The organism is Streptomyces sp. NPDC127084 (assembly GCF_042724175.1).
Taxonomy (GTDB): Bacteria; Actinomycetota; Actinomycetes; order Streptomycetales; family Streptomycetaceae; genus Streptomyces.
In genome coordinates this window covers 21444-33790 of the sequence record NZ_JBHXFA010000082.1, presented here as the reverse complement: position 1 = coordinate 33790, position 12347 = coordinate 21444, and the positions used below count along the sequence as shown (strand labels likewise).

Sequence of the window (12347 nt, the reverse complement as noted above, 5' to 3'; positions counted from 1 at the left end):
TTTTTCACCGCCCCCCGTTCTCGGCCCCCCGGCGGGGGGCCCCCCCCCCCGGGGGCGGGGGGGGGGGGCGGGGGGGGGGGGGGCGCGGCGGGGCCCCCCCCCCCCCCCCCCCCCGCACAGGCATCAGCGGGCGGGCGAGCGCAGCGATGTCGTCCAGCTCCGCACGGTGCCGCGGCAAGGCACGGCGCAGCGCCTGGTGCAGTCGGAGGAACGCCGCGGCCTCCTGCTCGGTGTACGGCCGCAGTCGTTCCGCGGCCAGCGCCCACGACGCTCGCCCAGCTCCGCCGGACTCGTGGCGCAGCAGCGCCTGCCCGTCCCGCCGGATCACCGTCACGGCCGCAATCGCCGGATGCCGCTCGGCGAGCTCGACGACATCGGCCAGCGCGCGGAAGCACTGGTCGTGCCCGGCCCGGGAGGTGAAGCGGGCATAGCCGCCGATCTGCAGGGAACGGGCGTAGCGCAGCGCCGTCGACAGCAGGCTGTCCGCCTCCCGGACGGCCAGGACCACCAGCTCGATGCCGTAGCGGTCGGTCGCGAACGGAAGCGCGCTGGCCAGGAACTCCTCCGTGCTGCCCGGCGCGCCCTCGATGAGCGCATCGCCGTGCCGCAGACGCACGTAGGCCTCAGCCTCGGCGAACCAGGCACGGTAGTCGGCCCGGATCGCGGCACCGGCGTTGCGGGGATCCTCCGCCAGCAGCCGCAGGTAGTCCGGGTGCGACGCCTTGAAGTCGTCGCCGACCAAGTGAGTCGTCCCCGGCCGCATGGCCCGCCTGACCATCCTGGCCGCCAGCAGCTTCCCCGCTCCCGGCTGGCCCAGTACGTACACGGCCCGCGGCTCGTCCCGGCTGATGATGCCGTTCAGATAGGACGGGGCGATCAGCTCGTCGAAGACCCAGCGGTGTTCGCCGGCCGACAGCCGGTGATAGTCCACCCCCGGCGCCTGGCTGCGGGGCTGCGCTATCCGGCGGACCGGCTCGGCCAGGGAAGCAGCGCGCTCGGCATCCCGCTGAACCGCCAGGCGCCGGTCCGCACAGGCCAACTCGCGGTGCAGACGCTGGTCGGTCCGGGCCAGCTCCCCGCGGAAGACGGCCGTCTCCCGCGCGGACCACGGCCGCGACCGCTCGTACGCCACCGCCTTCTCGGCCGCCGGCCGACGCCGCCAGGCTCCGTCCATGAGCTCGTTGTCGTACAGCACCGTGCCGTCGCGGCGTACAACGGTGATCCGGTCCGCCAAATGCTCGGCCTCGATGACCGCGAGCGTCGCAAGCATCTGCTTCGCGCACGCATCGTGGTTCTCCCACGACACATACCGGCCGCCGCCGTCGATCGCCTCGCACAGGAAACGGTCCAGGATCCCGAGCTGGCTCCACGCTTCCGCTGTCGCCACCGCCACCACCTCCACGCGGGAGCCGGCCTGCCGGTACGCGGCAGCGGACGTACGGAACTCGGAGGAATCGGCCAGAGCCGACTCCACCACGGCGTCGAATCCGTGAATGCGGACGTACTCCTCGACGGCCGCCTGCCAGCGGCGCGTGTCCGGCCGGACCTTGACGCCGGCCGTGCGGACATCGACGGCCAGGAGCTCGGTGTAGCGCCGGTGCGCGGCCTTGTACAGATCACTGCCGATCCGCACCGCGCCGCCGCGACGGCCCAGCACCGCCTGGACGAGGTCAGCGACTCGGGTCTTCCCCGCGCCCGGCTGGCCGCCGACGATCACGACAACCGGCCGGTCCTGGCGAGCAGCGCCCTTCGTCCACGCCGGAAGGATCACTCGGCTCAGAACGTCGCGGCTTTCGTCGTCGGACAGCATGACCGATACGACGTCCCTATCTCTCACCGGTTCTCCTGGACAGCCACGAGCGTCTTGCTGATCTGCAAGTCGTGCTCTTCGTACGTGTCTTCGCGTGCTGGCCAGCCGCCAGACGTTGAGACAACTATATCATGCAAGTATCACGACGGCGGAATGGGGCATGCCGGATGGGGTCTGCCGTGCCATCTGACTGATGCGTGGCGGGGTGGCCGGGCGATGTGCGGGCACGCAAAAGGCCGGCGCCCAATCCGCCGAAGCGGGTGGCAAGGGCGCCGGCCAACCGAAAACACACACTCCGCGGGAGAACCCGAGAGGCGGTCTCGCGAGCGAGTGTATCCGCCCGGCGCCACATGGGGTACGCGCATCCTTGCCGACGGTGACGCGAAGGGGGTAATGTTGTCTCACTGGCGTGTCGTGGCAGCGCGCCGGCACCGAACACACCTCACACCAGGAGCAGCCCATGCCCATCTACCTCACCCGGCGCGATACGGACGATCAAGTCCAGGAAGTCGAGGCCGCCGCGGTCAGCGACGCCGCAGGCCACGCCGCCGCTGACAGCGCACGCCTTGCGTGGCCGGCCACCGCCGCGGCCGCGACCGCCGAACTTGCCGAGCTCGCCCGCGACCTGGCCGACTCCGGCGTCACCGTCCAGTGGCACCCCGACCGCCTCGTCCTGCCGGACCTCGCCTCGGGCCCGGGCGACACCGCCGGCATCCGCGTGACCACCACGCGCCGCGCCCCGCACGCCCTCTACGTCATCACCGCCACCGACCTCGTCCCGCTCACCCACGCCGCCGGCGCCCTCACCTACCTGCGGCCGCTCATCGACGCCACTGCCCGCAGGTGCGACGGATGCGATGCGGAGCCCGGCGAGCCGTGCCTGCCGAACTGCCTGCCGGACCCCTCGACCACCTGACACCCGCCCCGGGAGGGGCGCCCTCGCCGGCGCCCCTCCCGCACCGTAATGGAGAAACGAAGAAGAATGATCCGCGCCGGACGCCTGAAGTACGCACAGACCATGGCCGACCTGGCCGCCCAACTGAGCATGCCGCTGGGCACCTTCCGCAACAAGAAGCCCCACACCCAGGAAGGGCACCCCGCCCCGATCAGCTCGCCCACCTCAAGGGCTCTGCTGTGGGACAGCGAGCAGACGAAGGCCTTCCACGCAGGCCAGCCCGTCCCGGCCCTGCCGAAGGTCGACGATGACGAGGACCTGCTGGACCGGCACGAGGCCGCCGCCGAGCTCGGCGTCTCGCCAGCCAGCTGGAACAAGTACAAGAGCGACCCCAAGCTGACCGATCGCGTCGTCATGGTCCCCGCCGGCGACGGCGGCACCGAGCACTGGCCGCGCCGCGTGGTGCGCGAGTACAAGGCCGACCGGCCCGGCCGCGGCGCCGGCGGCGGCCGTCGCACCGGCAGCGGCGACATGATCCCGCGCGACGAAATCCTGCCCAGGATCGCCGAACTCCTCGACGCCAACCCGGCCATCACGCTCACCGAGGTCGCCGACACCCTGGGCGTCGCGAAGTTCCCCACCGCCCAGGCCGGCCTCGCGCAGCTCCGCGGCCGACGCATCGCCGACCTGGTCGAAGCCACCCCCGAGCTCACCCCGCTCGAGGCCGCCGAGGGCCTCGGCTATCCCACCGTCACCCACCGCGGCGCCGTGACGATCGCCGAGGCCGAACTGCGCATCCGCCGCGCCCGCCCGTACCTGCAGCAGGTCGCCGACGCACTCGCCGAGGCCGGCGTCGCCGAGCCGGTCCAGGTGGAGGTGCGCCAACTCCAAGGCGAGCACCTGGCGGCCGCCGTCCCGCTCGCCGCCGGCCAGAGTTCGCCGGCGCTGGTGTGGGACGAGCGGTACGGATGGCGCACCGCGACCAGCCGCCGCCACCCGATCGGCAAGGACGTCGGCACCGCGCCGGAAGGCGAGGGCATCCGCTACCTCGGCAGCAGCATCCGGCCGCGGCCGACCGAGCTGCTCGAGCAGCTCGCCGACAACCGCAAGGGCTCCAAGCGCCCCAAGGTTTGACCCTGCTGACAGGTTCAGCCGGCCTGCAGGTAGCTCGCCGCGGGGCCCACGGTGCCGGAGCCGAAGCGGGCGTTGAGCGCGTCGATGGCCTGCTCGGCGCGCAGGCGGTGCTCCCGGGCGGCGTCGAAGGAGAGCTGCTCGGCGACTGCGTCCGCGTCCACGAGCTGTTCGCAGCGCAGGGAGACCGCCCGCACCCGGGCCCGCTGCAGCCCCAGGGCCCGGTACATGTCGTGCGCCACGTCACGCAGATCGTCAGTGTGCCCGGACGGCCCGCCGGGCAGCTGGCGGCTGCGGTGGAGCTGGGTGCGGTCGGCGAAGGTCACCGTCATGGTCACGGCCTTCGCCGCCTGCCGACGCGTACGCAGCCGCTCCCCGAGCTCGACCGCCAGCGACAGCAGCGCGGACCGCACCAGCTCCGGGGCCAGAGCGTCGGTCGGGAAGCGGCGCTGCGCGGCTGCACTGTGCGGCAGATCGGCCGGCACCACCCTGCGCCGGTCAACTCCGCGGGCCCGCTCGCGCAGCAGCCGCCCCGCCTTCCCGCCCAGAACACGCTGCACCGTCGCCTCCGGCAAGCTCGCCAGCCGCCCGATCGTGTGCACCCCGTACGTCGTCAGCGCCCGCTCCTGAGCGCTGCCGATGCCATGAAGCTCACCCACCGGCCGCGGGTGCAGGAACGCCGCCACCGCCTCCGCACTGGAGCCGACCGCACGCACGCCGCCCCGCCCAGGCTCCCGGGACGCCATCGCCGCAACCGTCCAGTTCGGCCCCACCCCGATCGTCACGGGCAAGCCGTACAGCGCCAGCGCCCGCGCTCGGATCATCATCGCCAGCTCTGCCGGATCGCGGTCAAAGAACCGCACGCTGCCGGAGACGTCCGCCACCGCAGCGGACGGCGGCAAGGCCTGCACCACCGGCGTCACGCCTGCCACCAGGCCGAGCAGCAAGCGGTACAGCTCGGGATCGACATCCCGCGGGCAGCGCAGATGCAGGATCGGCGAACCGGCCCCCACGGCCTGGCCGTGCTGCTCGTCCATGGCGACACCTCCCACCCTCACCGTACTCGAACAAAAATCGAACACGCATCGTCCCGGGGACGCCCCACCCGGGCTTGCCCACCTACATCCGTGGCTTGCCCAGCGCCACGCCCGAGAGGCTTGCCCAGCACCCTGACCAGCAGCAACGCCATCGGGTACATGTACCGGTATGGGACGCCTCCACTGGCCCGCCATCGTCGACCGCGCCCGGGCAATCGTGACCGCCTACGGGGAACTGGGCTGCACGCTGCGCCACTTTCACTACCGCCTCGTCGCCGAAGGACTCATCCCCAACACACCACCCACCTACCGGCGCCTGTCCTCCCAACTCGCCCAGGCCCGTCGCGACGGCCACTTTCCCGAGCTGATCGACACCCTGCGCGAAGTCCACGTCCCTGCGGCCTGGGCCGACGCCCCCGCGTTCCTCGCCGACGTCCCTGGATGGTTCGCCCTGGACCGCACCGCCGGCCAGAGAACCGCTCTGTACGTCGCAGCCGAGAAGGACACGCTGCGCCGCATGTTCACCGACTGGCTCGCCGACCTCGGCATCCCCGTCCTGGTCGTACGCGGCTTCGGCTCGCAGTCGTACGTGGACGTCGCGCGGGCCCGTACCGCCCGCGATCCGCGCCCCGCCGTCCTGCTCTACGTCGGGTGACTACGACCCGAGCGGTGAGCATCCGTTTAGCTCGCTCGCCGAGGACGTGATCGCTTACGCCGAGGCTTCCGGCGGCGAGTTGACCTTTGAGCGGTCGCGGTCACCCCGTGCAGATCATCACCTACGGTCTGCCGACCGTCCTCCAGGACCGCGCGGACCGCTCGATAGGGTGACCTTGCCGAGGGCAGCCTCGGCCCCCTGGGCTCAACCGGCACGGGGCGGGGTGGTCCGGGACGAGCAGGGGGTTCGGGTGGCGGACGTTTCACCCGCGCAGGCGCTGGCCCGAGCGACGGCCGTCGGTGGGCGGGTGGCCGACCTGGTACGACGGGAGCCTCGAGGAGACGATCAGACGTGCCCCTGGGAGCTCGTCGTGACCCTCAGCAGTAGCCCCGAGGACCGGGCGGCAGCCGGGTGGATCATCGCCGACGAGATCATGCGGGAACGCACCGGCGGGCGCCCACGGACCTACGGAAAGTGGCTAGAGGCCACCTTGAACGGGACGAAGCTGACCGGGAAGGATCACGTCCTGGTGAAGGCCTTCGCGGAGCCCGTCTTCGAAGCGGCAGCCGCGATGAAGACGGGCAACCACGGGCTGGCCGGGTACGTGGGCGAGTGGCTCTGGTACCTCCTGACCCGCGACCTTCCCGAGGATCCAGCGCGCGCCGTGGAGATCCTCGGACCGCCGAAGGCCGCCGTCAACGATGGAGGAGGCGACGGACTCGTCGTCTACCGGGAAGGCGGAATGGCCCGGGGCTTCTCCTTCCGTCTGTGGGAGATGAAGAAGTACACCGGGGAGGCGAACCAGCCGGATGGGGCGATCCGCAAGGGCTGGACGCAGCTCAGCACCAAGGGAGCGACCTACCTGGGAATGCTCTCCTGGGGCGACAAACTGCTCGCTGACGACACCCGGGAGTTCGTGGGCAGTCTGGCCGACCAATGGGTCGATGAGGAGGAGTCGGCCGGCGGCGGCGTCAGCGTCGCGCTGAACACCACGGCGATCCCGACCAAGGCCTTCCACCTCGCGCACGAGCACTTCACCACCCACAAACACCCCGGCGCGCTGCAGGGCTTGATGGTGGCGATCGACGATCTCGAGGGCTTCGCCCATGAGGTGAGGAAGTACGTGTGGACCGCACTCTAGATCCGGCTGTACTCGCGACCGCCCTCGGCGAACACCGCCCCGGCGGGGTCCTGCCCTCGGCGCAGGAACTGCTGGCGGCCATCACCCACCTGGAGACCGCCGCCTTCGGTAGGAACCAGGAGATTCCGGACGACGTGCTGGCGACGGCATGGCTCCTGCACGGACTGGCCGCGGTCGAACCCGAGACACCCGGGTTCGACCCGATGCGGACCCGGCAGGCCCTCGCGGTCAGCGCCCACGTGATGGACCTGGCCCTGGCCGACGATCGACACTCCCCCACCGAGCGGCTGAGGATCGCCTTCGCCGCCCAGGCCGGGTACCGCAGGTGCGAGCAAGAGCCCAACGCCACCGCCGTCTACCGCCAGGTCAAGAACCTGGTGAACTTCACTTCCTCGCTCCCGGCGCACATCGACACTTTGGCTCTGGAGGCCGGTGTCGTGTTCCTGGCATTCGACCGGCCCGATCTGAACCGGGTCCTGTCCGCGTGGCGTCGGCAGTTTGCGGAGCTCCGTGAGCTGATGGACGGCGATCCGCTCGCGGGCACGATGTACGGACCTGCCGAAGCTGTCGTCGAAGCGGTCCACCTCTTGCGCCTGTTCCTCTCGTTCGGCGATCCGGACTGCCTGCAGGACGCACAGGATCTGCTGGGCAGCGTGCTCGATGGCCGGGCCGGCCGCAGTGACCCGTCCGCCCGGTGGGTCGCGGCCCACCTCCTCGGCCTGAGCGGCGAGATGGCCGCCAGCAGCTTGTACACGCTGCTCCCGGCGGGAACTCCGGATGCGGTTGCCCGGACCTTCGCGATGTCCGATCCGCCGGTGATGACCCTGTGGCGCCCGCAGCGCCAGTTGCTGAACCTGGAGCGGGGCAACCCGGTCGATCCCGCTACCGGCCGGAGCCTGATCAGCGTGCCCACCAGCGCGGGCAAGACGCTGATGGCCCAGCTGGTGATCTGCTCCCACTTGGCGCAGAAGCCCGGCCGCGTGGTCTATGTGTCGCCGATGCGCAGCCTGGGCCGGGAGATGCGGGCTGCGCTGCGGGGTCGGCTGCGGCTGCTGGAGCGCAAGCTGGTCGCCGAGCAGCCGGACTTCCCGCTCGCCGACGGCAGCGGCTCTCTCGTTGGGGACGTGGACATCGTGACCCCGGAGCGGCTCATGCACATGATCCGTAACGACCCAGGTGCAGCGCTGGACGGGGTCAGCCTCATCGTCGTCGATGAGGCCCACCACCTAGCGCAGGGCCGGCGCGGGTTCGTGTTGGAGAGCCTGCTCGCCCTTCTGCGGACCCGCTCCGACATCAGGCTGGTGCTGCTGTCCGCCGCTGTCGGCAACCGGGGTGCCCTGGCGTCGTGGCTGGACCCGGAGCGGCCGGCGGAGGAGGTGTACTTCACCGACGACTGGCGCGGTCCTCGTCGGCTGCACGGCCTTATGTACCCGCAGCTGCTCAAGGGAGAGGCCGAGCGCACCCCGCGCAAGCCGAGTAAGAAGCAACCGTCCACTACCCGGTCCACTGTGCCGGTGGCCCCCCGGCTCGACGTCCGGCCGACCGCCGCCGGTGGCATCTTCGGCCTGACCTTCCCCCGTGTCGGCACCAGAGCGTACGCCTCTCCCGACTCCTGGCAGTGGAAGGCTGTCACCAAGCTCGCCGGCGGCATCGCCGACTACGAGGTGTTCGCCGCTGGCGCCGCAGCCCTGACCCGAGCCGGCAGCGTTCTGATGGTCGTCGCCAGCAAAGTCATCGCCAGGAACGCCGCGCGCGCGATGGCCGAGCACCTGGACGTCCGCCTCCAGGCTGCGGCGCTGACCGAGTTCCTGGCCGAGACCCTCGGCGAGCACCACCCCCTGGTCGACTGCACCCGCCACGGCGTCGCCTTCCACCACGCCGACCTGCCCGACGACGTCCTCCACGCCGTCGAACAAGGCCTTCGTGACGGAGACCTGCTGGCCATCGCCAGCACCACCACCCTCACCGACGGCGTCAACCTCCCGGTGCGCACCGTCATCATCAATCACACCGTCGAGGGTGATCCCACACGCGGGAACCAGCAAGGCCTCAGTCCCGCGAAACTGCTCAACGCCATCGGCCGGGCCGGCAGGGCCGGGCGCGAGAGCGAGGGGTGGGTCATCCTCACCCGCCCCTACCCGCCCCAGGCCGCAGAGTTCGAGACGCTCACCCCCGACAGCGAGCGGCTCACCGTCACCTCCGAACTGCTCAGCGACGACGCCCTGCGGTCACTGGCCCATGCCGAGCTGCGGCTGCAGAACTCGCTCGACGGCCTGTTCGGCGTGATGGGAACCGTCGCGGCCGACTTCACCGCGTTCGTGTGGCTCGTCCTGCAGACCCACGCCGAGACCCTCCACGCGCCCGGCGACCGACTGGACCCGGTGCGGTCGCTGCTCGGGATGGAACAGGCCGACGACCTTTCGGTCCCGGCCCGCTGGATGGCGCTCGCGGAGAAGGTCACCGCGGTCTACGACGCCACCGACCCCGTCTCGACCCGTCGCTGGGCCAGCACCGGAACCAGCATCGGATCCGCCCGCTACCTCGACCAGGTCGCCCAACGCCTCGCGGAGCAACTCGTCGCTTACGCGGTCCCCGAGGACACCCCGGACGAAATCAGCGTCTTCTTCGGGCCGCCGGAATGGCCGCTGGAGCAGACCTTGGACTTCCTCGCCGAGCAGGGCGCCTTCAGGGACCTTCTATACACGCCCGAGACCTTTGGGAGCTGGAAGCTCACCACCCAGCAGACCCCAAGTTTCGACGGCGACGTGCCGATTGGCGACGCGGTCCGGGACTGGATCTCCGGCACCGCCATCCCGGAACTGGCCCGCACCTGGACGCCCGAAAGCATGCCGTCCCACCCCCAGATGCTGGAGCTGACCGTCCAGAGCATCAAGCAGGCCTTCGAGCACGCGATCAGCTGGACAGCCGGAGCCCTGATCAACCTCATCAACACCCACCCCCTGCTGACACCCACCACGCCCCGCCTGTTCGCACAGACGGCCTGGCACATCCGGCACGGTGTCGACACCGAGCAGGCCATCACGCTGCTGACCTCCGGCATCACCTCCCGCCGCCTGGCCCACCAGATCGGCCGTGCCGCGGCGGAGGCGGGCATCGGCTCCGGTGAGCTCCGCGGCTGGGTCGCCGATCAGCAGATCGACGGCTGGGTCACCGCGTACAAGGCCAACACGTACGAGATCGAGGACCTCCTCGACTATGTGAGCAAACCAGCCAACCCGCTCAACGAACTGCTGCGAGGCCGTCCCGTGACGAGCCCTGTTGCACGGGTGGGCCCGGGCACCGGAGATGGGCCGGTCACCCTGACCCACCCAGGCAAGAAGCCGACGACCATCAGCGTCAACCGCGACGGCAACCAGATTGCCGTCATCCCCGCCGCCCGGCACCACGCCGTCCTCACCCTGATCGACAGCGGCCTCGACCTCACCCACCACCTTGAGGCCGGGCAACTGGTCACCACCTTGGCCATGGCCAGCCTGTAGGGCGCCCAGGGTTGGCCGGCGCCGGGCGGGTTTGGCCTCCCGGTGACCTACTGTTCCGGGTCGTCAGCAGGGCGGTAGACAGCTCGATCGGTGTCCCGGCGCTGGAGGATGCCGTCCTCGGCGAGGTGGGCGTATGTTGTAGCCATGGCCGGGGCCGTGGCATACAGGTGAGTGAATCGCTCAGCGACACCGTGCACCACAGGTGTTGCACCGGCTATGGTCGCGTCGACGGCTCCTGAGCTGCGTGGACTCGAACCGCACGCTCGCGGTGCCTCGGAGAAACGTCGGAGACTTCGACTGCTCCGGCGCCGACATCGAACGCGACTGGGTCGCCCGCACCAGCTGCTGGTCGAAGGTCGAGCGCATCGTCCTCACCTACGAACAGACGCATGCCTACGAACTTCCCGCGGCCGCGGGCAAACGGGACGACCCCCGCTGGCCGGCCTTCGCGCGACGGTACGGCTTCGACGTCGACCGGCCCGTCCAGTGGGAGGTCGAAGCCCTCGACCCGGCCGAGCTCCAGCGCCTGGTCCTCGAAGCAGTGGAGTCCCATATCGACCGCTCCCAGCTCGCCCGGCAGCTCGCCGAAGAGCAGCGCCAGCGCCGGCAGCTGGCCGACTTCCTGCGCCAGTTCGGCGGCTCGGGCGGTCTGTGAGGTCTGGGCAAGCCTGCCGGCGCGCCGCCGGAAGAGGGTTGCACCCACAGTTGTCTGCACAGTTGTCTGCACAGGCGGACCCAAAGTTGCGCCGGAGGTACTACCGAAGGTGTGAACCCCCCTTTCGTGATCTTGGGCGTATTGCCTGGTCAGACCCCTTGGGCAAGCCCATTTCCTACGCCGACACCTCTTTCTCCGCGATAGTCGGAGGAAGAGGCTTTCTGTTCTGACGGCCCGACGCGGCCTGCTCGCTCTGTCGTCCCTCCTCGGCTCCCGCATCACGGCGGCGCCTCGTCCGCTTGCCCCGCCTTCCTGCCCCGGCTCCGCTCGTCCGCCATGTCAGGCTCGCCAACGCGCGGCGAGCCAAGCGGCAAAACGGGCATGCTCGTAGTGCTCTCCTGTCACACTGAGTACGCCCCGCCGCCTCCCCCGCGGGGGGGGTTTGTGCTTACCTGGCCGCCTCTAAACCCGCGCGGGGGGGGTACGGCTAAACGGCCCCGCGGGGGGGGGGGCCCGTTTCGTCGGGCCGACTCAGTGTGCGTCCCAGTCGATGCGGCGGCGCTGGGGGTGGGGCGGCTCGCTGCCAGTGTGCAGCGCCCGCTTGAGCGCCGCACGGTCCCGCTTGTGCGCCGCCCGCTAAAGCCACGTCCGGCTGCCGTCCTTCAAGAAGGGGGTCAGCCAGGGCCGCTCCTCGTACTGGAGGTGCGCGGGGCGGTCGTGGAAAGTACGGGCCATCTCGAGGGCTCCTGTCCGCTGTCGGTCGCCGCCCGGCTGCCACTGCCTGGCGATTAAGTCAACTATATCCACTACGCATCACGAGGTCAACAGGGCGGGCTCGCCGATATTGCGGCGAGGGAGGGTGGCCTGAGGGGTGGCCGCCGGGGCTGGTGGGGCTTCTGGGAAATGTTGAGATCGAACGGCGTGTTCGCTTCCCTGTGTGATGTGTGATGGATATAGTTGTCTTGTTGTCGGCGGTGGCAGTCGGCCAACACCGAAGACACACCACGTCGCTGGGAGATCCCGATGTTCAACACGATGAAGCGCACCGCCCGTCAGACCTCCACCCGCACCCTGGCCGATCTGATCCGCGCGATGGATGGCAAGCGGGCCGTGACCATCACCTACCTCGACAGCGACGGCGAAGAGTCGGTGCGCACCATCGAGGTCCACGACATCCGCACCACCAGCAAGGGCCGCATCATCGTCCGGGCCATGTGCCGGATGCGCGGCGAGATGCGCACCTTCCACCCGGAGCAGACCGTCTCCTACACGATCCACCGCCTGCGCTTCGTCCTCGACGCCCCCGTGGACGAGGCCCCCTTCACCCACGCAGCGGAGACAGAGGCTGAGCTGATCTCCCTGGAGATGGACCGCGACTACCCCGACCTGAAGCCGCTGGTGCTGGCCGCATAGGCCACCCGGGCCCGCCCCCCCCCGGGGGGGGCCCCCCGGCCCCCGCCGGCCGCTCGACCCCCGGCGCGGCCGGCCCCGCCCCGCCCGCGACCGCTCCGCGCCGCGTATCG

9 protein-coding genes are annotated in these 12347 nt (G+C 70.7%); 7 read left to right on the top strand and 2 right to left on the bottom strand.

Features of this window, described 5'->3' with window-relative positions:
* Positions 1-4: 4 nt before the first annotated feature.
* Positions 5-1837 carry a zeta toxin family protein gene (locus ACFWI9_RS19920; RefSeq protein WP_387163732.1) on the bottom strand — a complete coding sequence of 611 codons (1833 nt, stop codon included), beginning with the start codon at positions 1835-1837 and terminating at the stop codon, positions 5-7.
* Between the two features lie 433 nt (positions 1838-2270).
* Here ACFWI9_RS19920 and ACFWI9_RS19915 point away from each other — a divergent pair, with 433 nt between their 5' ends.
* Both ACFWI9_RS19915 and ACFWI9_RS19910 read left to right on the top strand, forming a co-directional pair.
* Positions 2271-2726 (top strand): hypothetical protein, encoded by a 456-nt coding sequence (locus tag ACFWI9_RS19915; protein ID WP_387163730.1) that lies wholly within the window; start codon positions 2271-2273, stop codon positions 2724-2726.
* 66 nt (positions 2727-2792) lie between these two features.
* Positions 2793-3839 carry a DUF6292 family protein gene (locus ACFWI9_RS19910; RefSeq protein WP_387163728.1) on the top strand — a complete coding sequence of 349 codons (1047 nt, stop codon included), beginning with the start codon at positions 2793-2795 and terminating at the stop codon, positions 3837-3839.
* Positions 3840-3853: 14 nt separating this feature from the next.
* On the opposite strand, the gene ACFWI9_RS19905 is transcribed toward ACFWI9_RS19910, so the two are convergent.
* Entirely contained in the window at positions 3854-4873 is a 1020-nt protein-coding gene (locus ACFWI9_RS19905; protein WP_387163726.1) for a hypothetical protein, read from the bottom strand.
* A 169-nt stretch (positions 4874-5042) separates the two neighbouring features.
* Here ACFWI9_RS19905 and ACFWI9_RS19900 point away from each other — a divergent pair, with 169 nt between their 5' ends.
* From ACFWI9_RS19900 to ACFWI9_RS19880, 5 genes are all read left to right on the top strand, one after another.
* Positions 5043-5528 (top strand): hypothetical protein, encoded by a 486-nt coding sequence (locus tag ACFWI9_RS19900; protein WP_387163724.1) that lies wholly within the window; start codon positions 5043-5045, stop codon positions 5526-5528.
* A 370-nt stretch (positions 5529-5898) separates the two neighbouring features.
* Complete coding sequence (locus ACFWI9_RS19895) at positions 5899-6669, top strand: hypothetical protein (RefSeq protein WP_387163723.1); 771 nt, start codon at positions 5899-5901, stop codon at positions 6667-6669.
* Positions 6654-10169 (top strand): DEAD/DEAH box helicase, encoded by a 3516-nt coding sequence (locus tag ACFWI9_RS19890; RefSeq protein ID WP_387163722.1) that lies wholly within the window; start codon positions 6654-6656, stop codon positions 10167-10169. The genes ACFWI9_RS19895 and ACFWI9_RS19890 overlap by 16 nt, the downstream gene beginning before the upstream one ends.
* A 244-nt stretch (positions 10170-10413) precedes the next feature.
* Positions 10414-10824: a hypothetical protein gene (locus tag ACFWI9_RS19885; RefSeq protein WP_387163721.1), complete on the top strand. Its 411-nt coding sequence runs from the start codon at positions 10414-10416 to the stop codon at positions 10822-10824.
* A gap of 1023 nt (positions 10825-11847) precedes the next feature.
* Positions 11848-12237, top strand: coding sequence for a WYL domain-containing protein (locus ACFWI9_RS19880; RefSeq protein WP_387163720.1), 390 nt, complete (start codon positions 11848-11850; stop codon positions 12235-12237).
* Positions 12238-12347: the final 110 nt, after the last annotated feature.